Origin of the sequence: Streptomyces sp. G7(2002) (assembly GCF_028870195.1) — a bacterium.
Taxonomy (GTDB): domain Bacteria; phylum Actinomycetota; class Actinomycetes; order Streptomycetales; family Streptomycetaceae; genus Streptomyces; species Streptomyces nigrescens.
In genome coordinates, this window is the sequence record NZ_CP102609.1 from 4,174,920 (window position 1) to 4,197,126 (window position 22,207).

19 protein-coding genes are annotated in these 22,207 nt (G+C 72.6%); 7 read left to right on the forward strand and 12 right to left on the reverse strand.

The annotated features are described in order from the left end of the window. Positions 1-71: 71 nt before the first annotated feature. Together NUT86_RS17260 and NUT86_RS17265 are read left to right on the forward strand one after the other, a co-directional pair. Positions 72-206, forward strand: coding sequence for a hypothetical protein (locus tag NUT86_RS17260; RefSeq protein ID WP_266450017.1), 135 nt, complete (start codon positions 72-74; stop codon positions 204-206). Beyond that, positions 203-1,054 carry an EamA family transporter gene (locus tag NUT86_RS17265; protein WP_274736186.1) on the forward strand — a complete coding sequence of 284 codons (852 nt, stop codon included), beginning with the start codon at positions 203-205 and terminating at the stop codon, positions 1,052-1,054. The genes NUT86_RS17260 and NUT86_RS17265 overlap by 4 nt, the downstream gene beginning before the upstream one ends. Positions 1,055-1,073: 19 nt before the next feature. Here the strand turns inward: NUT86_RS17265 and NUT86_RS17270 are convergent, their stop codons facing one another. From NUT86_RS17270 to NUT86_RS17295, 6 genes are all read right to left on the reverse strand, one after another. Then, positions 1,074-2,027: a TIGR01777 family oxidoreductase gene (locus NUT86_RS17270; RefSeq protein ID WP_274736188.1), complete on the reverse strand. Its 954-nt coding sequence runs from the start codon at positions 2,025-2,027 to the stop codon at positions 1,074-1,076. A gap of 101 nt (positions 2,028-2,128) precedes the next feature. Next, entirely contained in the window at positions 2,129-3,610 is a 1,482-nt protein-coding gene (locus NUT86_RS17275) for an alpha/beta hydrolase (RefSeq protein ID WP_274736190.1), read from the reverse strand. A gap of 394 nt (positions 3,611-4,004) precedes the next feature. After that, positions 4,005-5,213, reverse strand: a complete 1,209-nt coding sequence (locus tag NUT86_RS17280; protein ID WP_229838347.1) for a serine hydrolase domain-containing protein — start codon at positions 5,211-5,213, stop codon at positions 4,005-4,007. Between the two features lie 127 nt (positions 5,214-5,340). Next, positions 5,341-6,105, reverse strand: coding sequence for an energy-coupling factor ABC transporter ATP-binding protein (locus NUT86_RS17285; RefSeq protein ID WP_018091108.1), 765 nt, complete (start codon positions 6,103-6,105; stop codon positions 5,341-5,343). Beyond that, the gene (gene cbiQ, locus NUT86_RS17290; RefSeq protein ID WP_109890329.1) at positions 6,102-6,863 is read right to left on the reverse strand and encodes a cobalt ECF transporter T component CbiQ; all 762 of its coding nucleotides are present in this window, start codon (positions 6,861-6,863) and stop codon (positions 6,102-6,104) included. The genes NUT86_RS17285 and cbiQ overlap by 4 nt, the downstream gene beginning before the upstream one ends. Before the next feature lies 1 nt (position 6,864). Continuing rightward, positions 6,865-7,992 carry an energy-coupling factor ABC transporter permease gene (locus tag NUT86_RS17295; protein WP_018091110.1) on the reverse strand — a complete coding sequence of 376 codons (1,128 nt, stop codon included), beginning with the start codon at positions 7,990-7,992 and terminating at the stop codon, positions 6,865-6,867. 316 nt (positions 7,993-8,308) lie between these two features. Here NUT86_RS17295 and NUT86_RS17300 point away from each other — a divergent pair, with 316 nt between their 5' ends. Next, positions 8,309-11,647 (forward strand): S41 family peptidase, encoded by a 3,339-nt coding sequence (locus NUT86_RS17300; RefSeq protein ID WP_274740517.1) that lies wholly within the window; start codon positions 8,309-8,311, stop codon positions 11,645-11,647. 21 nt (positions 11,648-11,668) lie between these two features. Here the strand turns inward: NUT86_RS17300 and NUT86_RS17305 are convergent, their stop codons facing one another. Further along, on the reverse strand, positions 11,669-12,670 hold the full coding sequence (locus NUT86_RS17305) for a helix-turn-helix domain-containing protein (protein WP_274736194.1): 1,002 nt from the start codon (positions 12,668-12,670) through the stop codon (positions 11,669-11,671). Positions 12,671-12,909: 239 nt separating this feature from the next. On the opposite strand from NUT86_RS17305, the gene NUT86_RS17310 reads away from it, so the two are divergent. Both NUT86_RS17310 and NUT86_RS17315 read left to right on the forward strand, forming a co-directional pair. Beyond that, positions 12,910-13,539, forward strand: a complete 630-nt coding sequence (locus NUT86_RS17310) for a hypothetical protein (RefSeq protein WP_274736196.1) — start codon at positions 12,910-12,912, stop codon at positions 13,537-13,539. A gap of 267 nt (positions 13,540-13,806) precedes the next feature. Beyond that, positions 13,807-14,436 carry a hypothetical protein gene (locus NUT86_RS17315; protein ID WP_266445655.1) on the forward strand — a complete coding sequence of 210 codons (630 nt, stop codon included), beginning with the start codon at positions 13,807-13,809 and terminating at the stop codon, positions 14,434-14,436. 88 nt (positions 14,437-14,524) lie between these two features. Here NUT86_RS17315 and NUT86_RS17320 read toward each other — a convergent pair whose 3' ends face one another. The 4 genes from NUT86_RS17320 to NUT86_RS17335 all read right to left on the reverse strand — a co-directional run bounded on the left by NUT86_RS17320 (position 14,525) and on the right by NUT86_RS17335 (position 18,298). Beyond that, a complete protein-coding gene (locus NUT86_RS17320) occupies positions 14,525-14,785 on the reverse strand; it encodes a hypothetical protein (protein ID WP_078518699.1) in 261 nt (86 codons plus the stop codon). Positions 14,786-14,910: 125 nt separating this feature from the next. Further along, entirely contained in the window at positions 14,911-15,792 is an 882-nt protein-coding gene (locus NUT86_RS17325) for an SDR family oxidoreductase (protein ID WP_159487982.1), read from the reverse strand. After that, on the reverse strand, positions 15,789-16,772 hold the full coding sequence (locus tag NUT86_RS17330) for an alpha/beta fold hydrolase (protein WP_266445652.1): 984 nt from the start codon (positions 16,770-16,772) through the stop codon (positions 15,789-15,791). The genes NUT86_RS17325 and NUT86_RS17330 overlap by 4 nt, the downstream gene beginning before the upstream one ends. Further along, complete coding sequence (locus NUT86_RS17335) at positions 16,769-18,298, reverse strand: flavin-containing monooxygenase (protein WP_274736201.1); 1,530 nt, start codon at positions 18,296-18,298, stop codon at positions 16,769-16,771. Before NUT86_RS17335 ends, NUT86_RS17330 begins: the two co-directional genes overlap by 4 nt. Positions 18,299-18,505: 207 nt before the next feature. On the opposite strand from NUT86_RS17335, the gene NUT86_RS17340 reads away from it, so the two are divergent. Beyond that, a complete protein-coding gene (locus tag NUT86_RS17340) occupies positions 18,506-19,312 on the forward strand; it encodes a MerR family transcriptional regulator (protein ID WP_274736202.1) in 807 nt (268 codons plus the stop codon). 31 nt (positions 19,313-19,343) lie between these two features. On the opposite strand, the gene NUT86_RS17345 is transcribed toward NUT86_RS17340, so the two are convergent. After that, positions 19,344-21,167, reverse strand: a complete 1,824-nt coding sequence (locus NUT86_RS17345; RefSeq protein ID WP_229838344.1) for an AfsR/SARP family transcriptional regulator — start codon at positions 21,165-21,167, stop codon at positions 19,344-19,346. Between the two features lie 420 nt (positions 21,168-21,587). Between NUT86_RS17345 and NUT86_RS17350 the strand changes: the two genes are divergently transcribed. Further along, on the forward strand, positions 21,588-22,100 hold the full coding sequence (locus tag NUT86_RS17350) for a stress protein (protein ID WP_148591883.1): 513 nt from the start codon (positions 21,588-21,590) through the stop codon (positions 22,098-22,100). The last annotated feature ends 107 nt before the right edge of the window (positions 22,101-22,207 follow it).

A 22,207-nucleotide genomic window follows, 5' to 3' on the forward strand; every position in this document is an offset into this window, starting at 1 on the left:
CACGCGGCGCCCCGTCTCAGCGACCGGAAGTGACTCGCATGGCCCGTACAGCTTTCGCTAGCGTGCGGGCCATGAGCGATTCCGCGTCCGGCACCCGCCCGGAAACCACCGGCCCCCCGGCCCACCCCCGCTGCGCCGCGGCGCTCCCGGCGGGCGTACGCACCACCCCCGGCGGCATACCGGACGCGCGCGAGCGCACCTCGTGACCCCGCTCGTCGTCGCCGCGGTCCTGATGGCCGCCGTCACCCACGCCAGCTGGAACGCCATCGCCCACGGCATCCGTGACCAGCTCCTGGCCTTCACCCTGGTCGGTGGCGGCGGTGCGGTCTGCGGCCTCGCCCTGGCCGCCGTCACCCCGCTCCCCGCCGCCGGCGCCTGGCCGTTCCTCCTGGCCTCCGCCGTACTCCACATCGTCTACCAGGCCCTGCTGATGCAGTCGTTCCGCCTGGGCGACTTCGGGCAGATGTACCCCATCGCCCGCGGCACCGCGCCCCTGGTCGTCACCGTCCTGGCCGCCGTCTTCGTCCACGAGATCCCCGACGGCTGGGCACTGGCCGGTGTCGCCCTGGCCTCCGCCGGGCTGGTGGGCGTCGCCCTCTGGGGCATCCGCGGTTCCGGCACCAAGCCGCACTGGCCGGCCCTCCTCGCCGCCCTCGCCACCGGCCTCGCCATCGCCTCGTACACGACCGTCGACGGCCTGGGCGTACGCGCCTCCGGCAGCTCCCTCGGCTATATCGCCTGGCTGATGCTCCTCGAAGGCATCGCGATCCCCGCCTACGCGCTCGCCACCCGCCGCCGCCGACTCCTCACCGAACTCCGCCCCTTCGCGCTGCGCGGGCTGGCCGGCGGGGTGCTCTCCGTCTTCGCCTACGGCCTGGTCCTGTGGGCCCAGACCCGCGCCCCCCTCGCGCCGATCGCCGCGCTGCGCGAGTCCTCGATCATCGTGGGCGCCGCCATCGGCGCCGTCTTCTTCAAGGAGCGCTTCGGCGCCCCCCGGATCGCCGCGGCGGGCCTGATGGTCATCGGGATCGGCCTGATGCTGCACACCGGCTGAGGCACGCCGCGCGGACGGCTCAGCCTGCGGCCCGTGCGCCACGGACGCGCCGCACCAGGTCCTCCGCGGCCTTCGGCCATGCCTCGTTCTCGAAGGCGAAACCCGCTTCGAGCAGCCGGCCGGGCACCACCCGGCGGCTCTTGAGCAGGAGTTCGGTGTCGGAACGCAGCGCGAACGCGCCCAGCTCGGCCATCCACTTCGTGGCCGGCAGCCCCACCGGGACGCCCCAGGCGGCCCTCAGCGCGCGCATGAAGTCCCGCTGCGGCAGCGGACCGGGCGCGGCGAGGTTCACCGGCCCGGCAAGGTCGCTCCGGTCCACCAGGAACTCGACCGCGCGGACGAAGTCACGGTCATGGATCCAGGACACATACTGGGCGCCGCCCGCGACCGGTCCGCCGAGCCCCAGCCGCGCCAGCCGCAGCAGCACATCGAACACCCCGCCGCGATCCGGGCTCATCACCATGGCCGAACGCAGCGCGACCTTGCGGGTGTCCGGGGTGGCGGCCTGCTCCTGGGCCCGCTCCCACTCCTTGGCGATCTCGACGCTGAACGCCCAGTAGTCCGGGACGCCGGGCTCCGAGCCGCCGATCTCACCGGACGCCTCGTCGTGGGGCGCGTCGAAGCGGTGGGTGTAAATGGTGGCGGTGCTCATCTGCAGCCAGACACGGGGCGGCCGGGCGGCCGCCGCGATCGCTTCGCCCACGACCCGGGCGGAGTCCACCCGCGAGCGCATCATCTCCTGGAGGTTGGCCGGGGTGTAGCGGCAACTGACGCTGCGTCCGGCCAGGTTGATCACGACGTCACTGCCGTCGACCGCCGCCACCCAGGGGCCGGGCGTCACACCGTCCCAGGCCACTTCCCGCGCACGGACCGGGCGTCTGGTCAGGACCACGACCTCGTGGCCCGCGGCGGTCAGGGCACGGTTCAGGATTCCGCCCACCTGACCTGTCCCGCCGGGTATCACTATCTTCATCAGGCTCCCTCACGATGCACCGGACCGCGGCCACGGGCCGTTGTTGCCGGGTGTGGCGGCGCCACACCCGGCAACAACAGACGCCGCAGCCCGTGGTCCCGTCAACGACGCGGGTAGACCGTGCCGTCGGGCGGCGTCTTCAGCGTACGGAGATAGGTGTCGACGGCCCGTGCCGGGAGCGGCGACTGGCACTTGCGGTAGAGCCAGTGGTCCACCGCGTCGAGGACGGCGAGCCGCCCCTGCGGGAACTCCCGCGCCATGCGCCGGGCACCCGCCAGCGGGGTCGCCAGGTCGTGCCCGGCGTTCACGACAAGGACCGGCGGCAGCGGGCCCTTGGCCCGGGCCGGCTCCGGCTCGGGCGCGGCCGGCCAGCCCTGGCAGCCGAGGATCATGTCCAGGGCCTGGGAGTTGTAGCGGGCGATCGGCGCGTCGGACCGGGCCCGCTGCCGCAGCTCGCGGTACTGGTCCCAGCCGCGGAGCCGGAAGTCGTAGTCCCGGCACATCACGCTGCGCCAGGCGATGTTCGCGGAGCCGGCGGTCCAGGAGACCTCGCCCCGGCCGCTGTTCAGGGCATTCAGCTGCTCAGCGGTGGTCTGCGGGTTCCACTTCATCAGGTAGGAGGTGAGGAAGTCGGTCAGCTGGTCGGCGGTGACCTTCTTCCGCGTGGGGCCGTGCCGCCCCGGTTCGAACAGCCGGTCCGCGTCGGCGCGCGCGAAGAGCCCCCGGACGAGGGCCGGCACGTCCCGGCCCTTCAGGGCGCAGGACTTGTCCTTCGCGCACCAGTCCGCGAGCTGCCGCACCGCGTCGTCGACGGCGCGGGAACCGTCCCTGAGAAAGCGCTCGGCGTCCGGCCGGGACGGGTCCATCGCGCTGTCGAGGGCCAGCGCCCGGAGCTTCTGCGGGAAGAGGCGGGCGTATTGGCGGCCGATGAGCGTGCCGTACGAGTGCCCCAGGAAGTTGATCTTCTTCTCACCGAGGGCGGCGCGGATCGCGTCCATGTCGCGGGCGACGCTGACACTGTCCATGTGGTCGACGACCGCGCCGCTGCCCGCCCGGCAGCTCTCGGCGAGCCGCTGGTTGAGCGTGCGCATCCGCTGGAACTCGGCCGCGCTCTTCGGGCGGTGGGGAATCTTCGCGGCGAGCTTGTCGTCGCACCGGAGCTGTCCGCTGCGGCCGATACCGCGCGGGTCGAAGCCGATGATGTCGAAGCGGCTCCTGATGCTGTCCCGGTAGCCCTCGACCGGGTTGTCGGCGAAGTAGGCGTCGTCCAGGCCGGTGCTGCCCGGCCCGCCCGGGTTCGAGAGCAGGACCCCGAGGCGCTTCTTCGGGTCGGTGGCCTTCTGGCGGGCCACCGCGATCTTCATCGTCGGCCCGTCCGGCTTCGCCCAGTCGACCGGCACCTCCAGCGTCCCGCACCGGGTCCGCTTGCTCGGAGCGGGAAAGGGCGGCTCGGCCTTGGGGCAGGCGGACCACTGGATCGACCGCACCGGGGCCTTACCGGCCCCCGGACTCGCCCCCGCACTCGACGGCACGAGCAGCGACCCGGCCAGCGCCACCACCCCCGCCGAAGCCGTGAGGCCCACACCTCTACGCGACAAACGCACCCGGACTTTCGCACTCTCGACCGACCCGTCCCCGGGCCGGGAGAAGAATCCCGAACCATTCATGCCGCACACCCTCACGCCCCCGCATGACGGCCTTTCCATGGCCGGATGATGCCGACGTAACAGTCCCCCGCACCCAACTCACCACGGAAACCCAACCATTCACCACCCCCCACCGGGCCGGCCCCGTCCACAAACGGAAGGGTGCGGGGCCTCCGGGGTGGTGTTGAGGACGTAAAGCGAAGCAGTCCACAACACCACCCCGGAGGCCCCGCACCCGGCACCCACCACCCACAAAAGGCGGGGTCAGCCCACAAACCTCCCCCGCTCCCGCCGAAGGCGGGGCTCAACCCCACAGAAGAGACACGACGGGTCACCCGGCAACGTGGGAAACCGCCCGCAACAGCGCTTGCGCACGCGCATCCGCCGTAACATTCCGCTGCATCCCATTGGTGACATACCCGAATGCCAGCCCGCTCTCCGGATCGGCGCAGGCGAGCGCGCCCCCGCGCCCGGGGTGGCCGAACGCGCCGGGCGCGAGGAGCGGGGAGGACGGCCCATGGAGCATGAAGCCCAGGCCGAACCGCGTAGCGACCAGGAGGGTGCGGTCGAGCCCCGCGGACTCCTCGGTCCGGGCGAGGGTGAGCGTCGCGGGCGCGAAGAGCCGGGCGCGGCCGTCCACGGGCCCGATGAGCGCGGCGTAGCAGCGGGCCAGCGAACGGGCGGTGGCGACGCCCGCCGAGGCGGGCAGCTCGGCGGCCCGGTACTCCGGTGCGTTCTCGTCGGGGGCGGGCGAGATCGCGGCGAAGGCGCGGCTGGTGAGCGAGCCGGGATCGGCGTACGCGTCGGCCACGGACTGCTTCGGTCGGACCCGGAGCCCCGACGCGGCGGGCGGCGCCGGGGGCTCGACGGCGGCGAGCCGCCCGACCCGGGACTGCGCCTCCGCGGGGAGGCCGATCCACAGGTCGAGGCCGAGCGGCCCGGCTATCTCGTCGGCGACCCAGCTGCCGATGGTGCGGCCGGTGGCCCTCAGCACCAGCTCGCCGAGCAGCCAGCTGTAGGTCTGCGCGTGGTAGCCGTGGTCCGTGCCGGGTTCCCAGGCGGGTGCCTGGGCGGCGAGGGCGGCGGGGCCGCTGACCCCGTCGATGGCCTGGTCGGGGGTGAGCGGGGTGTCCAGGACGGGGAGTCCGGCGCGGTGCGAGAGCAGATGGCGGACGAGTACGCGTTCCTTGCCGGCGGCCTTGAACTCGGGCCAGTACGTGCCGACCGGCGCATCGAGGTCGAGCTGCCCGCGCTGGTGCAGCAGCAGGGGGACGACGGCGGCGATGCCCTTGGTCGCGGAGCGGATCACCTGGGCGGTGCCGGCCTCCCAGGGCGCCGCGTCCGCCGCGTGCCTGCCGGCGTCTCCGTCCCTCGTGCCGCCCCACAGGTCCACGACCTTGCGTCCGTGCCGGTAGACGGCGACCGCCGCGCCCCGCTCACCGCGCCGCGCGAAGTTGGCCACGAAGGCGTCCCGGACCGGCTCGAAGCCGTCCTCGACCGTGCCCTGGACGTCCACCACTGATTCCCGCTTCCCATTCATCCGCCGCTGTCGTGACCCCATCCATGGTGCAACGTGCGGATCGGTGCTGATGACCAGGACCGCGGCCCGTGGCGTTCGTCACATGCGCACACTGCGGCCGGGGGCCCGGGAGGGTGTCAGCGGTGGGTCACAGCGGGACGTCGACCGACCGCGGGTCGAAGCCGAAGGGCAGCTCCAGCCGGTGGGTGCGCATCAGTTCCTCGTCGCACAGCAGCTGCTGGGTGGTCCCGTCGGCGACCAGCACACCGCCGGAGAGCACGACGGACCGCGGGCACAGCTCCAGCGCGTACGGCAGATCGTGGGTGACCATCAGGACGGTGACGTCCAACGACCGCAGGATGTCGGCGAGTTCGCGGCGGGAGGCGGGGTCGAGGTTGGAGGACGGTTCGTCGAGGACCAGGATCTCCGGCCGCATCGCCAGCACCGTGGCGACGGCGACCCGGCGGCGCTGCCCGAACGAGAGGTGGTGCGGCGGACGGTCCGCGAATTCCTCCATGCCGACCCGGGTGAGCGCCTCGGTGACCCGCTCGTCCAGTGCGGCGCCGCGCAGCCCCGCGGAGGCCGGCCCGAAGGCGACGTCCTCCCGGACGGTGGGCATGAACAGCTGGTCGTCGGGGTCCTGGAAGACGATGCCGACGCGGCGGCGGATCTCGGCGAGGTGCTCCCTGGCGACCGGGAGCCCGGCGACCGCGACGGTGCCGGCGCCCGCTTCGAGGATGCCGTTGAGGTGCAGTACGAGGGTGGTCTTGCCGGCGCCGTTGGGCCCGAGCAGGGCGACCCGCTCGCCCCGGCCGACGGTCAGGTCGACACCGAAGAGCGCCTGGTGGCCGTCGGGGTAGGCGTAGGCGAGCCCGGAGACGGCGAGGGAGGGGGCGGGCGTGGCGGTGCTCAAAGGGTCCATCCCAGGAGGCAGACGGCGAGCGCGGCGAGCGGGAGGGCGGCCGCGCGGGTCCATTGTGTGCGGGTGGCGGCGCTGCCGTCGACCACGGGCATGGTGCCGGTGTAGCCGCGGCTGACCATCGCGAGGTGGACGCGCTCACCGCGCTCGTAGGAGCGGATGAACAGCGCCCCGGCGGACTTGGCGAGCACGCCCCAGTGGCGGATGCCCCGCGCCTCGAAGCCGCGGGAGAGCCGGGCGATCCGCATCCGCCGCATCTCGTCGGTGATCACATCGCCGTAGCGGATCATGAAGGACGCGATCTGGACGAGCAGCGGCGGCATCCGGAGCCGCTGCAGGCCCAGCAGGAGTTCGCGCAGCTCGGTGGTGGACGCGAGCAGGACGGACGCGGCGACGCCGAGCGTGCCCTTGGCGAGGATGTTCCAGGCGCCCCACAGCCCGGACTCGCTCAGGCTCATCCCGAGGACGGCGACCCGCGGCCCCTCGGCGACGAACGGCATCAGCACGGCGAAGGCGACGAACGGCACCTCGATCAGCAGCCGCTTGAGCAGGAACCCGGCCGGGATCCGCGCGGCCGCGGCGGTGGCCGCGATCAGCAGCGCGTACAGCCCGAACGCCCAGACGGCCTCGCGTGGGGTGGAGACGACGACGAGGACGAAGCAGAAGACCGCCGCGATCTTGCAGTGCGCCGGCAGCGCGTGCACGGGCGAGTGCCCGTGCCGGTAGAGCTTGTGCGCGTGTCCCGCGCCCATCTCAGACGCTCTCCGACGGGCGTCCGGCGCCCTCGTCCGGCCGCTCCGCGGTGGCGGCGCTCCGGCGGCGCCGCACCACGACGAAGACGCCCGTGCCCACGGCCAGCGTCGCGCCGACGCCGATGACACCGGCGAGGCCGCCGGACAGCCGGGGGTCGGTGATGTCCTTGACGCCGTAGTCGGCGAGCGGGGAGTCCTTGGCGGCGTGGTCCTCGGTCTTGGCGTCGATGCCGTGGTCGTGGGCGACCTTCTCCAGGCCGTCGGGGTTGGCGGAGGCGTAGTAGCTGAGGCCGCCCGCGCACACCAGGGCGGCGGCGAGTCCGGCCAGCCAGACGCGGCGGACGGAGCGGCGCGCGGGGGCCGGGGCGGCGGGCACGGGTGCCGGGGCGGCCTCCGGGGCGGGCTCGTCGGCCGGGGCGGCGAGCGGCGAGGTCCGCAGCTCCAGCGGCTTGGTCAGCCCGCGCGCGCCGTACACGAGGTCGGGGCGCACCGCGATCACGGCACCGACCGTCAGGGCGGTGATCGCCGCCTCGCCGATCCCGATCAGCAGATGCACGCCCACCATGGCGGTGAAGACCTTGCCGATCGGCACGTCCGCGGTCCCGCCGACCGCGTACAGGGCGGTGAAGGCGACCGCGGCCGCCGGCACCGAGAGCAGCGCGGCGGCGAACGAGGCCACGGTGATCGAGCGGCGCTTGCGCGGCAGCACCTTCACCAGCCCGCGGAACAGGGCGTAGGCGACCACGGTCGTCACGATCGCCATATCGGTGATGTTCACGCCCAGCGCGGTCAGCCCGCCGTCGGCGAACAGCACGCCCTGCATCAGCAGCACGACCGAGACGCACAGCACCCCGGTGTACGGGCCGACGAGTATCGCGGCCAGCGCACCGCCCAGCAGATGCCCGCTGGTGCCCGCCGCGACCGGGAAGTTCAGCATCTGCACGGCGAAGATGAACGCCGCGACCAGCCCGGCCAGCGGCGCCGTCCGCTCGGCGGCCGCCGCACCTACCGGCCCCGCACCCGCCAGCTCACGCCGGGCGCCGCGCAGGCTGACCGCCACCGCGACCGCGGCGACCACTCCGGTCGCCGCGGACACCGGCGCATTGATGAATCCATCGGGTACGTGCATCTCGGCTTCTCCGCTCAGGCTCTGCAACCCACCAATGGTGGTGCCTCCTGCAAATACGTTGCAAGAGCGCCCATGATGCGAAACGGCCACGGCGCTCCCGGAAGGGGGTCCCATCTGGGCACCCACCCGTGGTGGCACATGCGTGCGAATGAGGGGAAATCAGCGCCGCCGGGCCACGCGACAGTGGCCTGCGTCACCCGACCGAGTTGCCGCCGCTTGCTCGTCCCGAAACGATGGGTGCGTGAGCGATGCACCCGAGGCCGTCGGGCCGCGCCCGGAGCCGAACCCCGCCAAGCCTCGTGGGCGGCTGCGCCGGATGCCGGCCCGGCCGGACCCGCCCGGCGGCTCATATCTGCGCTTTCCGCATCTGCACGGCGGTCTGCTCTGCTTCGCCGCCGAGGACGACCTGTGGATCGCCCCGATCGCCCCGGACGGCGAGGAACCCGGCCGCGCCTGGCGGCTGACCGTGGACCGCACCCGCGTCGGCCACCCCCGCTTCTCCCCCGACGGGCAGCAGATCGCCTTCACCACCTGGCGCAGCCTCGACCCCGAGGTCCATCTCGCACCGGTCGAGGGCGGCCCGGCCCGCCGGCTGACGTACTGGGGCAGCACCGACGCCCGGGTCTGCGGCTGGACGCCCCCCGACCACGAGGGCCACTCGCACATCCTGGCGGTCTCCTCGCACGGCCAGCCGTTCTCGTACTACTCGTGGGCCTACAGCCTGCCCACCGACGGCAGCCCCGGCGGCCAGCTGCCCTGGGGGCCGGTCTCCGACATCGCGGTCGCGGACATCGCAGGGGAGCACCGCACCCTGCTGCTGAGCGGCAAACCGCCGCACGAGCCCGCCTCCTGGAAGCGCTACCGGGGCGGTGCGATGGGCCGGATGTGGCTGCACGGCACCCGGCTGCTGCCGGACCTGCGCGGGCACCTCGACTCGGTGATGTTCGTCGACGGCCGGATCGCGTTCCTCTCCGACCACGAGGGCATCGCCAATGTCTACTCCTGTCTGCCCGACAGCACCGATCTGCGCCGCCACTCCGACCACGGCGACTTCTACGCCCGGCACGCCTCGACCGACGGCGAGCGGATCATCTACCAGTGCGCCGGTGAACTCTGGCTGATCGACGACCTCGCCCCGGACGCGGTCCCGCGCAAGCTGGCGGTGCGCCTGGGCGGTCCGCGGGCCGGCCGGCGCAGCTACCAGGTCCCGGCCGCCTCGCACGTCACCGCGCTCGCGGTGGACACGACCGGGCGGGCCAGCGCGGTCGGCGTACGCGGCAGCCTGTACTGGCTCACCCACCGCGACGGCCCGGCCCGGACGATCCATGACGTCCCGGGCGTACGGGTCCGGCTCCCCGAAATGCTGGGCGCCAGCGGGCGGATCGCCTATGTCACCGACGCCGAGGGCGCGGACGCGATCGAGATCACCAATCTGCCGCGGGCCAGCACGCCGGGCGAGCCGCGCCGGCTGGCCGCCGGTGAGCTGGGCCGGGTCCACGAGATGACCGCCGCCCCGGACGGCGAACGGCTGGCGGTGGCCGCGAACGACGGCCGGCTGCTGCTGGTGGACGTGGCCCGGCCGGAGGAGGGGGCGAGCGACGAGGAGACCGCCTCCGGCGGTGTCACCGAGCTGATCCGCTCCACCAACGGCCCGGTCCGCGACCTGGCGTTCTCCCCCGACTCCCGCTGGCTGACCTGGTCGCACCCCGGCATCGGACGGTCGCTGCGGCAGATCAAGATGGCCCGGCTGGCCGATCGGCACATCGTGGACGTCACCAACGGCCGGTTCGAGGACGAGCAGCCGGTGTTCACCCGCGACGGCCGCTATCTGGCGTTCCTGTCCTGGCGCGGCTTCGACCCGGTCTACGACGTGCACACCGGCGATCTGTCGTTCCCGCTGGGCTGCCGGCCCTATCTCGTCCCGCTGTCGTCGGCGACCCCCTCCCCCTTCGCGCTGTCCCCGGAGGGCCGGCCCGCGGCGGGCGGCCTGGACCCGGACGAGGTTCCCCCGCCGGCCGGTGAGGGGCCGCTGCTGGTCGAGGTCGAGGGGCTGGAGAACCGGGTCACCCCGTTCCCGGTGGCGGCGTCCAAGTACTCCTCCCTGGAGCCGGTCAGCGGCGGCGGGCTGGTCTGGCTGCGCTGGCCGATCTCCGGTGCGCTCGGCGAGACCTTCGCCAACCCGGCCGAGACCTCGGGCCGTCCCACCCTCGAACACTTCGATCTGACCAAGGCGCGGCGCACCGAACTCACCAGCTCCCTGGACGGGTTCGCGCTCAGCGGCGACGGCTCCCGGCTGGTCGTCAACGACGAGGGCGAGCTGCGCGCGGTCCCGGCGACCGAACAGCCGGACAGCGACTCCACGGTCTTCCTGGACCTGCGGCGCATCCTGCACGATGTCGATCCGGTGGCGGAGTGGCACCAGGCGTTCGAGGAGGCGGGCCGGATCACCCGGGCGTACTTCTGGGAGCCGCGGATGTGCGGCATCGACTGGGACGCGGTGCTGGCGCAGTACCGGCCGCTGCTCGACCGGGTCGCCTCCCCCGACGAGTTCGCCGATCTGCTGCGCGAGGTGATGGGCGAACTGGGCACCTCGCACGCCTATGTCTCCGGCGCCCGGCGCAACGAGGGGCCGCCGCACTACCAGCGCGCCATGGGCCTTCTCGGCGCCAACCTCGTCTGCCGGGACGGCCGTTGGGTGGTCACGCGGATCCTGCCCGGTGAGTCCTCGGACTCCAAGGCCCGCTCCCCGCTGGCCGGTACGGGCATCCGCGAGGGCGCGGCGCTCACCCATGTCGACGGCCGCCCGGTGGACCCGGTGGCCGGCCCGTATCCGCTGCTGGCCGCGGCCGGCGGCACCACCGTGGAGCTCACCTTCTCCCCGCCGGAGGACGAGGGCCCGGCCCGCCGGGTCGCGGTGGTCCCTCTGATCGACGAACGGCCGCTGCGTTACCAGGACTGGGTGGCCAAACGCCGGGCGGTGGTACGGGAGTTGAGCAGCGGCCGGTGCGGCTATCTGCACATCCCCGACATGGGCGGCTCCGGCTGGGCGCAGTTCAACCGCGATCTGCGGATGGAGGTCTCCCGGCCCGCCCTGATCGTGGACGTACGGGGCAACGCGGGCGGCAACATCTCCGAGCTGGTGATCGAGAAGCTGACCCGCACCATCATGGGCTGGGACCTGACCCGTGACGCCGAGCCCGTCTCGTACACCAGCAACGCGCCGCGCGGCCCGGTCGTGGCGGTCGCCGACGAGATGACCTCGTCCGACGGCGACATGATCACCGCGGCCTTCAAGCTCCAGGGCCTCGGCCCGGTGGTCGGCATGCGCACCTGGGGCGGGGTGGTCGGGATGACCGGGCGGCACCGGCTCGCCGACGGCACCGCGATCACCGTCCCGATGAACGCCGCGTGGTTCCGGCTCTACGGCTGGGGCGTGGAGAACCACGGCGTCGAGGTCGACATCGAGGCGCTGCGCTCCCCGCTGCACTGGGCCGAGGGCCGGCATCCCCAGCTGGGCGTGGCGATCCGTACGGCGCTGGAGCTGCTGGAGCGGCATCCGGCGGCGATGCCTCCGGATCTGTCGGACGTGCCGGACCTGCGGCGGCCCCCGTTGCCGCCGCGGAGCGGAGGCGCGGCCGAGGCGGCCGGCGCCTGACGCCTGCGGGCCCGGGCCGCCTCACCCCGGGCCGATCAGGAATTTCTGGTCGTCCTTCCCCGTGCAGGGCCGGGCGAGGGCGGTGGCGCCGGGCTCGTCGCCGCCGAGGGTGACGCACCGCTCGGCGCCCTCTCCGCTCAGCCGCAGCCGGTACGCCGTCCCGCCGGCGCCCGTCCGCCCACCGGCCGGTTCCACCCGGAACAGCTGGGCAGGACCGCCCGCCCTGCAGTCGTCCCACGGCTCCAGCAGCCCCTCCAGACCGGACTCGCGCAGCAGGACCAGACAGCCCTTGCCGTGGTCACGATGGGTCCACTGGATGCGGTGGCGCCCCGCCCCGGCCGCCGTCAGATGCGTCTGCGGCGGCACGGCCTCCGCACAGGGCCGCTGCATGGCGACCGTGCGGTACCGGCGCTCCCGCAGCACCCGCCCGTCCGTCAGGCACAGGCCCGGGGTCCTCAGCGGGCGGATGCGGACCTCGCCCGTGGGCAGCGACGCCTTCGCCGCGGCCTCGGGCGGGGCGGCGGCGTCCCCGGTCATCAGCGGTATGCCGACGGCGAGCAGCAGCGCCACCAGCGCGGCGGCGCCGCTCAGCAGCACCCGCCGGCTGCGGTACGGGCTCCGGCGCGCGGCGTCCGGTACGGCAGCGCCACCGGCCGACTCCCCGCCATCCGGCCGCGCGCCGGCGTCCGGCGGCTCCCCGGCACCCGACGGCTCCCCGGCACCGGCCGCCGCCCGCTCCTCGATGCCCTGCCGCGCCGCGAGCCACGCGCCGACCTCGTCCTCCGCGCAGCCGCAGGCCCGGAGGAAGACGGCGAGGAGTTCGGCCCGCGGCAGGGTCCGTCTGCGCAGGACGTCGGCGAGGGTGCTGCGGGCGAGCACCTCACCCCGTTCCGCCGCCCGCTGTTCGAGCTGACGGTACGTCAATCCTGACTGTTCCTTGAGCTGTTGCATCAGCTCGACGAGTGCGACCGCGTCACCGGCCGCGGCCGGACATAAGCCGCCGGATCCCCCCGTGCTTCTCATGCGGGCCATTGAACCGCCGCCGGGCCGTGGCCACAACACCGTGCACGTCACCCCGGACAGCGCCCTTCGCCCCTCCGGACAACGCCGCCGCGCCCCGTCCGACCTGCCCGGACGTCCCCCGTCTGTCCGGGCCGGCCGATTCCCCTTGCCGGACAGCCGCGGCCCCAGCAGGGTCTTGTCCTGCCCGGCCGGCACCGCACCGCACACCAACGAGCCACCACACAACGGGAGATACTCCGATGGGAATCCGTCACCGGATCGTTCCGCTCGCCGCCGCACTGGCGCTCACCGGCGGCCTCGCCGCCACCGAAGCCGCCCCCGCGCTCGCCGCCCACCCGGCGTCCGGACCGTCCGCCCGGCCGGCCGCCGCGGGCGATACGTACCTCTACTTCAACAAGAACCAGAGCAACCCGAGCAACTCGCGGCTCTACCTGATGAAGAGCATCCCGAACGCCAAGGACAAGGTGCTCGCCAAGTACCGCGCGGGCTCCGGCAACGGCGGCCGCAACGCCAAGAACGAGTGCGCGAGCATGCAGGGCTGGCTGCCCAACGGCAGCTACCGGGTGCTGGACCACACCAAGCGCCACAACGGCGGGTCCCGGGGCATCAACGGCTATGCGATCCACGTCCAGGACAAGGTCTGCAAGAACGGCAGGACCAAGCGCACCGAGCTGTTCGTGCACAGCGAGATGAACGTCAACGGCACACAGGGTGCCCACAAGCCCGGCCGGGACAACCCCTACCGCTGGGACGGCGTCCGGGACTACTACTCACTGGGCTGCATCAAGCTGACCCCGGCCCACATCATGAACCTCTTCGCCAAGGCCGGGCACTACGGCTGGCCGAAGGCGCTCAAGGTCGTCAGCTGACCGAACGGCCTCAAATGTTCTTGTAGGCAAGGGGGTTGGGGGGGAAGTCGTGGGGCGCACCCGGGAGACCGGGTGCGCCCCTCACGCACACCGCGGCCCGGACATCACCGCCGCACCCCCTCCGGCCTGCCCGGACAGCCGGATTCCGGTCCGAGACGGGCCATCACTTCCCGGTAATAGAACCATTACATCGGGGTCGTACCGTTCCCGCCCGGGGCAGCCGCTGCACGCCCCGCCAACACACCCCACCTCAACGGAGATACACCGATGGGAATCCGTCGACGGATCCTTCCGCTGGCCGCCGCACTGGCGCTGACCGGCGGACTGGCCGCCACCGAAGCCGCCCCCGCACTGGCCGCCCAGCCGGCGTCCGGGCAGACCACCAAAACGGCCGCGGCCGACGGTACGTACCTCTACTTCAACAAGAACCAGAGCAACCCGGGCAACTCGCGGCTCTACCTGATGAAGAGCATCCCGAACGCCAAGGACGAGGTGCTCGCCAAGTACCGCGCGGGCTCCGGCGACGGCGGCCGCAACGCCAAGGACGAGTGCGCCAGTTCGCAGGGCTGGCTGCCGAACGGCACCTATCAGGTGCTGGCCCACGACGCGCACTACAACGGCGGGGACCAAGGGATCAACGGGAAGGTGATACACGTCCAGGACAAGGTGTGCGAGAACGGCCGGACCACCCGCGCCGAGCTGTTCGTGCACAGCGAGATGTGGCCCGAGGGCAGCCAGGCGGACTCCCAGCCCGGCAAGGACAACCCCTACCGCTGGGACGGCGACGATGACTACCGCTCGCTGGGCTGCATCAAGCTGAGCCCGGCCCACATCACGAACCTCTTCGCCAAGGCGGAGCAGTACGGCTGGCCGACGGAGCTCAAGGTCGTCAGCTGACATGCGGTGGGGCGCACCCGGTCGACCGGGTGCGCCCCTTCACGCATGGCGCGTACGCCGCCGCGCGTGGTGTTCAGGACGAGCCATGTCAGCTCTGGAAGCGGCCCTCGGCGGCGTCCATCGCGTCCTGGGCCGGCCGGCGGGGCTGCTGGCCACGGTCACGGGGCTGCTGCCCACGGTCCTGGCCGCCCTGACGACGGTCGCTCTCACGGTCCTGGCGCTGACCGCCACGCTCCTGGTCCTGGCGCTGACCGCGCTCGTGACCCTGCTCGCGAGCGTCGCCCGAGGCCTTGTGCGCCTGGTCCTTGAGCTCGTTGGCCTTGTCCTGGAACTGGTCCTTGATGCCCATGCTGTTCACTCCTAGTGGGGTGTAGGGGGGTTGGGCCCCGTTCAGCGTGACACGCCCGGACATTGCTCGCATTTCGATCACGGATGACTACGCTCCGTGAGAATCAGCAGGTGCTCGGCGGGCGCTCACCGGTCCGCCCGCTCCTTCTCGTCGGCCTCGCCGCCGGCGCCCACCAGACCGACCCGCCGCCCCTCCAGCCGGTCTCCGAAGCGCCGCATCTCCCGCCCGCCCGCCGCCCCGACGAGCGCCGGCAGATATCCGCGGACCGACTGCATCCCGCGCAGCCACCACTGCCCGTAGACATGTGCGGAGCGGCGCTCGATGCCCGCGACGATCCGTTCGACGGCGGGGCCCAGCGGATAGGTCTTGTTCGACGGCCAGGGCAGCCGGGAGCGCAGCTCGCGCATGATGTCGTCCTGGTCGGCGCCCCGCACCATGTCGGTGTCCGTCCAGCTCAGATAGCCGACGCCGACCCGTACGCCCTTGTGGCCGACCTCGGCACGCAGACTGTGCGCGAACGCCTCGACGCCCGACTTGGACGCGCAGTACGCGGTCATCATCGGCGCCGGGGAGATCGCCGCCAGCGAGGCGATCTGCAGGAAGTAGCCACGGGATTCCATGAGGACGGGCAGGAAGGCGCGACCGGTGACCGCGCCGCCGATGAGGTTGACCTCGATGACCCGCTTCCAGGCGACCGGGTCGGAGTCGACGAACGGGCCGCCGGTCGCCACCCCGGCGTTGGCGACGACCACATCGACCTTCCCGAAGCGGTCCTTGACCTCGCCCGCCACCCGGGCCATCGCCTCGTGGTCGGTGACATCGGCGTGCCAGTGGTGCGCCGGGCCGTGCAGCGCGGCCGCGACCCCGCGCAGCTCGTCCGGCTCCAGCCCGACCAGCGCCAGCGACGCACCGCGCGCCGACAGCTTGCGGGCCAGCAGCGCACCGACCCCGCGCGCCGCGCCGGTCACCACGACGACCTGCCCCTGCAGACTCCTGCTCGCCCTCATGCCGTCTTCTCCCTCTTCTGCCGCGTGCCGCTTGGCACTTCGGCGGTGGCGGCCGGTCCGCTGCCGGTGCCGTGCAGATGGTCCTGTACGAGCGCGCGCAGCCGGCCGGAGACCGCGCCGGGGTCCTCGATCGGCGTCATGTGGCCCAGGCCCGGCAGCTCGGTCAGCCCGCGGAAGTCGGGGAGGACGGAGGCCAGCCGGCGGGCGTGCACCAGCGGGGTGAGCCGGTCGGCGGTGCCCGCGAGGACCGCGGTCGGCAGCTCCAGCCTGCTGACGCCACCGGTGAGTTCGAGGCCGGCCAGCACCGTGCCCCAGCGGGCCCGTACCCCGGCCGGGCAGGCGTGCACGATGCGCGCACAGGCCTCGATCTGCTCGGCGGTGGCACCGGGGCCCATGGTGGCGTACTTCAGTGCGCGTTTGGCGAGCGGCGATACGGGGCCGAGCGGGGCCCGCGAGCGCAGCAGCAGCCGGTGGGCGCGCCGCCTGCCCTGCGGGCTGCGCAGCGGGAACACCCGTGATTCGGCGGGCAGATCGGCGCTGCCGGTGCTGCACAGCAGCGCTGCCGCGGCCCGTTCGCGCAGCTGCGGCCGCTCGGCGGCGGCCATGATCGTCATGCCGCCCATGGAGTGGCCGCCCACCACGGCGCGTTCGCCCGCCTCCAGGGTCGCCTCCAGTACGGCGACCAGGTCGTCGGCGAGCGCATGGGTGCTGTGGCCCGCCGGACCGGCGGCGGGGCTGCGGCCGTGGCCGCGCTGGTCGTAGACGACGACCTTGTGGTCGGTGGCCAGCTCGCGGACGACCGGGGCCCAGAAGGCGGTCGAGCAGGTCCAGCCGTGCGCCAGGACGACGGCCGGGGCGGACTCGGGGCCGTGGACCTCGGTGTACAGCCGGGCGCCGTCGGCCGAGGTGGCGGTCAGCGTCGTCCGCGGTACCGGCGGGGCGTACGGACCGCTGGTGACATGTGCGGGCCGGCGGCTCATACGGCCACCTCCGCGCGCTCGCCGGTGCTCCGGCCCGCGGGCCCGGTGCCCGGTGGCCGCAGCACCTCGTACTCCGCGAGGTCGACCTGCCGGGTGACCTTCTTGAACTCCGAGGTCGTGCCCGGCCAGACGGTGGTGTTGCGGCCGTTGGCGTCCAGATACCAGCTGTCGCAGCCGCCGGTGTTCCACACCGTGCGGGTCATCCGCTGCTGGACCCTGCGGTTCCAGTCCTGTACGGCGGACGGCCGGGCGTCGAGCGCGATCTTCCCGCCGAGGACGTCCAGCTGGCGCATGAAGTCGGCCAGGTAGTTCAGCTGCGCCTCGATCATCAGGATCATCGAGCTGTTCCCGAGGCCGGTGTTGGGCCCGATGACGGTGAGGAAGTTGGGGAAGCCGGCCGCGCTGGCGCCGCGCAGCGCCTCCATGCCGTCCTTCCACTCCTCGGCCAGCGTCGTCCCGTTGGCGCCCGTGACCCGCTGCGCGATCGGCATGTCGGTCACATGGAATCCGGTGCCGAAGACGATCGCATCGGCCTCCACCTCGCTCCCGTCGGACCCGACGAGGGTGCTGCCGCGGACCTCCGTGAGCCCCGCGGCGACCACGTCCACATTCGGCTGCACCAGGGCCGGGTAGTACGTGTTGGAGAGCAGGATCCGCTTGCAGCCGATGCGGTAGTCGGGCGTCAGCGCGGCCCGCAGCCCCGGGTCCTTGATGGCCTTCTTCATATGGTTCCGGGCCAGGAACTCGATCAGGCCCAGCTCGTTGGGGCGCTTGGTGAAGGCGCTGACCTGCATCTCCCTGAGGCCCCACAGCAGCCCGCGGCGCGCGGCCCGGGTCGCCGGGAGCTTGCTGTGCAGCCATTTCTCGGCCGCGCTGATCTTGCGGTCGGCGCGCGGCAGCACCCAGGGCGGGGTGCGCTGGAAGAGCGTGAGGCGCTCCACGTCCGGCTGGATGGCCGGCACGATCTGGATCGCCGAGGCGCCCGTACCGATCATGGCGACGCGCTTGCCGCGCAGGTCGTAGTCGTGGTCCCAGCGGGCGGAGTGCGAGACCTTGCCGGGGAAGGTGTCCAGCCCGGGGATGTCGGGGACCTTGGGGTCCGACAGCGGGCCGGTCGCCGACACCACCACATCCGCGGTCAGCGGCCCGCTCGCGGTCTCCACCTCCCAGTGCAGCGCCTCCCCGTTCCACCGCAGGCTGCGCACCTCCGAGTTGAAGCGGAGGTGCGGGCGCAGCCCGAAGGTGTCGGTGACCCGCTCCAGGTAGGCGCGGATGTGCGGCTGCCCGGAGAAGTTCCGCGGCCACTCCGGGTTGGGCGCGAAGGAGAAGGAGTACAGGTGCGAGGGCACATCGCACGCACACCCCGGATAGCTGTTGTCCCGCCAGGTGCCACCCACCGCGTCGGCCCGCTCCAGGATCACGAAGTCGGTGATCCCCTGGCGCCGCAGCCGGACCGCCGCCCCCAGGCCACCGAAACCCGATCCGATCACCGCAACCCGCACATGCCTGCGCTCGCGCCCGTCCATCCCGCCGCCTCCCGAGTTCGACGTTCTTACCTGCCATCTTCGGTGCCATGACCTTCGGCGTCACAGCCGCCCGCCCAACTGCGCCAGCAATCACTGGCGCAATTGGAGAGTAGGGCAGCCACGTACCGAGCGGTAGGGGTCGGACGGCAGGAGTTACCCCCGGTCGTACCCCGGCCCCGCGTCATACCCCCGGCATAGGCTGAACCCGTGGCAGCGAACGAGAACACCCCCGACGAGCGGACGGAGCCCGCGGACCACCGCCCCGCACGCGAATTCCGCATGGCCGACCTGGCCGAGGAAGCCGGCATCACGGTCCGTACGCTGCGCTTCTACCGCGAGCGCAAGCTCATCCCGCCACCGCGCCGCGAGGGCCGGATCGCCTGGTACAACGAGCACCATCTCGCCCGGCTGCGCACCATCGGCGCCCTCCTGGAGCGCGGCCACACCCTCGGCGGCATCGCCGAACTCCTCTCGGCCTTCGACACCGGCCGCGACGTGGGGGAACTCCTCGGCCTGGAGAACACCCTGGTCCCGCCCTGGTCCGAGGAGACGCCGGTCCGCCTCACCCCCGAGGAGCTCGCCGACCACTTCAGCGAGGACATCACCGCCGAGAACCTGAGTACGTCCCTGGACATCGGCTATCTCGCCGTCGACGGCGACGAGTTCGTGCACATCAGCCGCCGCCTCCTGGACGCCTCCACCGAACTCGTCAACCAGGGCATCCCGCTGGCCGCCGTCCTGGAGGCCGGCCGCCAGGTACGCGCCCACGCCGACGCCCTCGCCGACGTCTTCACCACCCTCATCCGCACCCACCTCCTGTCCGACGTCCTCGCCCGCATCTCCGCGTGCGAGGACGTCGGCCCCCACGAGGTCGACCACCTCACCGAGACCATCGAGAAACTCCGCCCCCTCTCCAAGGGCGTGGTCGAGGCCGAGCTCTCCATGGCCATGGACCGCCGCGTCCGGGCAGAGGTGGCGAAGTGGCTGACCGAGGAGGGCCGGGAGGGCACCTGACCGCGGACCGCCATCGCCGGGCGGAGGCGGCTCAGCAGCGCCGCGGCCGGTACCGCGCCGCGTGGTCACGCAGCCGCTGCCGGGCGAGGTCCCGGTCGGCCGGCGTCTCCTCGGACAGGACGAGCTGCTCGGCATAGATGCGCACCAGCTCGGTGCGCACGTAGTGCCCCTGCGCCTGCTCCTCGACAAGGTGCGCGTCACACAGTTCGGCGAGGTGGCGGCGGGTGCGTTCGAGCTCGCGGCCGGTCAGGGCCACGGCGGCGTGGACATCCACGTCCGGGCCGGGGTGGAGCCCCAGGAGGCGGAACAGCCGGGCGGCCCCGCTCGACAGCGCCCGATAGCTGAGGTAGAGGCTCGCCTCCACGGCCAGGTCGGCGTCGTGTGCGGACAACTCCTGCAGCCGGCGCCGCTCATCGGCCAGCTTCCCCGTCCAGCACCTCAGTGACCAGTCGGGGTGCGCCATCAGCCGGGCCGCCGCGATCCGCAGCGCCAGCGGCAGCCTGTCGCACCGTTCGACGAGCTCCCGGGCGGCGGCCGGGTCCGCGGCGAGGCGCGGCCGGCCCAGCACATTGCCGAGCAGCTCCAGGGCGTCCTCCGCGGCGAACGGCCCCACCGTGACCAGGGCCGCCCCGTCGCGCACCACCAGTCCGCTCAGCCGCCGCCGGCTGGTCACCACGGCCAGACAGCCGGGTGTCGCGGGCAGCAGCGGGCGGGCCTGTTCGGCCGTGCCGGCGTTGTCCAGCAGGACGAGCATCCGCCGCCCGGCGAGCAGCGAACGGTAGAGCGCCGAGCGCTCCGTCAGCGGGTCGGGGATCTTCGCCTCCGGCACCCCCAGGGCCCGCAGGAACATCCCCAGCACGGTGTCCGGCCGCATCGGGGGACGCTCGAATCCCCGCAGGTCGGCGAAGAGCTGCCCGTCGGGGAACTCGGCCTTGTGGCGGTGCGCCCAGTGCACCGCCAGCGTCGTCTTGCCGGCGCCGCCCCCGCCCGCGAGCACCACACAGTCCGGTCCCGGAAGCCGGTCCAACTTCTGGTCCATCGCGACGATCTCCCGCGTCCGACCGCAGAAGTCGGCTATACGGGGCGGGAGTTGGGCGACGGACGGAGGCGGGACCGGCGGGCGGTCGGAGCCGTACAGCGCGGTGGGGACGGGGCCGGGGCCGGTACGCGGACCGGGTCCGGCCTGCGGGCGGTCGGAGCCGGGCGGGGCGGCCGCGGACTTCCCGCCGAGCACCGCCAGATAGGTCGCGCTGAGTGCCGGGCCGGGATCGATACCCAGCTGGTCCTCCAGATGCAGTCGGGTGCGGTGATAGTGCTCCAGGGCCTCGGCCTGTCTGCCGCTCGCCTGCAGCGCGCGCATCAGCAGCGCGGTCAGCTCCTCGTGCAGGGGATGCTCGGCGAGCCAGGCGGTCAGCTCCGTGATCAACTCCCCGTAGCGGCCGAGCATCAGCAGCCTGGAGCCGAGCTCCTGCAACGCCGCCACCCTCGCCTGGGTCAGGCCGACGCCCAGCGTCCGCCGCACCCGCTCACCGGGCACATCCGCCAGCGCCTCACCCCGCCACAGCCCGAGCGCCTGGCGCAGCTTGGCGACGGCCGTCCGCGGCTCGTCCTCATGGGCACCGGACACCAGGTACCGGAACCGGTTGACGTCCACCGCGCACGGATCGGCGAGCAGCACGTACCCCTGGCCGCGGGTGGCGATTTCGGCCTGGCCGACCAACAGCTGCCGCAGGCGGTGCACATGGTTGTGGACCACGCCCCTCGCTCTGGCCGGCGGGTCCGCGTCCCAGGCCAGGTCGATCATTCTGCGCACCGTGATCACCTGATTGACCTCGCTGATCAGAATCGCGGCCACGGTGCGCAATCGCCCCGTTCCCAAACTCAGAAGTCGCCCATTGTTCACTTCAATTTCAACTGGCCCTAGTAGCCGCAACTGAACCATTGTGACCTCGAGTTCACGCCGCCGGTGGACGCACGGCAAACCGCCCTTTTCTCCTGGAAGACCACCGTTAGGAACACTGGGTTCCGTTTTCCTCTTCCGCTCTCACTATGTGGACACCGTCAGCGAATTGACAAGAAGTCAATAAAAAGCGCGGACCGTCGGCGGACTCCATGATCACGACGTGAGCGAATCATGAGCCGGGCCACGGATCATCACTTTCGCACCGGCGCAGTGGCATTCCCCAGCGGCTGCCCCGGGCCGCCTCTCCGGTCTCCACAACCCGCATCGGGGACCGGAGGGGCCTGCTGTCCGCACCCCCCATGAAGGAGAACCATGTTCACCAAGAACATTGTCAAGAAGAGCCTTGCCACGGCGGCTCTGTGCGCGGCGCTGAGCGGCACGGCCGTGGCCTTCCCGGCGACGGCCTCGGCCACGCCGGTCGCCGCCGCCGCGGCGGCGGGCGAGTCGCCCGTCAGCGTCGGCGCCAACGCGAACCTCAACTTCAACGTCGACGTTCTCGGCATCGCCAACAAGATCGAGGCGTCGATCAAGACCGCCCAGAACCGCGAGGGCTTCGTCAAGAGCTTCATGGAGTCGGCGTTCTACGCGGCCGACGGCAAGTACAACGTCATGGTCCACAACCTGAGCCAGCCGTACGAGGACCACTTCAACGGCGTGAAGTCGTTCGGCACCGCCACCTATGACGGTGTCGTCTACGGCATCTGGGTGTTCGAGGACGGCGAGTTCACGAACCAGGGCGACGGCGGCTACATCAACTGGGCCTTCCGCGGCATCTGGGAGCGCCCCGACAACGGCGGCTACGTGAAGTTCTCCCGCGTCTCCTGACACCCGGGTCGCACCACTGACCCCCCTCCCCTCATAACGGCCCGCCGGCCCCCGGCGGGCCGTTATGCATGACATCCACAACAACCCGAAAGAGGCCGACTTCCGCT

What these genes read in the sequence shown, in the direction of transcription:
- NUT86_RS17260 (WP_266450017.1), top strand. Translation starts at nt 72, where the DNA reads ATGAGCGATTCCGCGTCCGGCACCCGCCCGGAAACCACCGGCCCCCCG.
- NUT86_RS17270 (WP_274736188.1), bottom strand. Translation starts at nt 2,027, where the DNA reads ATGAAGATAGTGATACCCGGCGGGACAGGTCAGGTGGGCGGAATCCTG.
- NUT86_RS17280 (WP_229838347.1), bottom strand. Translation starts at nt 5,213, where the DNA reads ATGAATGGGAAGCGGGAATCAGTGGTGGACGTCCAGGGCACGGTCGAG.
- cbiQ (WP_109890329.1), bottom strand. Translation starts at nt 6,863, where the DNA reads ATGGGCGCGGGACACGCGCACAAGCTCTACCGGCACGGGCACTCGCCC.
- NUT86_RS17295 (WP_018091110.1), bottom strand. Translation starts at nt 7,992, where the DNA reads ATGCACGTACCCGATGGATTCATCAATGCGCCGGTGTCCGCGGCGACC.
- NUT86_RS17300 (WP_274740517.1), top strand. Translation starts at nt 8,309, where the DNA reads ATGCCGGCCCGGCCGGACCCGCCCGGCGGCTCATATCTGCGCTTTCCG.
- NUT86_RS17305 (WP_274736194.1), bottom strand. Translation starts at nt 12,670, where the DNA reads ATGAGAAGCACGGGGGGATCCGGCGGCTTATGTCCGGCCGCGGCCGGT.
- NUT86_RS17310 (WP_274736196.1), top strand. Translation starts at nt 12,910, where the DNA reads ATGGGAATCCGTCACCGGATCGTTCCGCTCGCCGCCGCACTGGCGCTC.
- NUT86_RS17315 (WP_266445655.1), top strand. Translation starts at nt 13,807, where the DNA reads ATGGGAATCCGTCGACGGATCCTTCCGCTGGCCGCCGCACTGGCGCTG.
- NUT86_RS17320 (WP_078518699.1), bottom strand. Translation starts at nt 14,785, where the DNA reads ATGGGCATCAAGGACCAGTTCCAGGACAAGGCCAACGAGCTCAAGGAC.
- NUT86_RS17325 (WP_159487982.1), bottom strand. Translation starts at nt 15,792, where the DNA reads ATGAGGGCGAGCAGGAGTCTGCAGGGGCAGGTCGTCGTGGTGACCGGC.
- NUT86_RS17330 (WP_266445652.1), bottom strand. Translation starts at nt 16,772, where the DNA reads ATGAGCCGCCGGCCCGCACATGTCACCAGCGGTCCGTACGCCCCGCCG.
- NUT86_RS17335 (WP_274736201.1), bottom strand. Translation starts at nt 18,298, where the DNA reads ATGGACGGGCGCGAGCGCAGGCATGTGCGGGTTGCGGTGATCGGATCG.
- NUT86_RS17350 (WP_148591883.1), top strand. Translation starts at nt 21,588, where the DNA reads ATGTTCACCAAGAACATTGTCAAGAAGAGCCTTGCCACGGCGGCTCTG.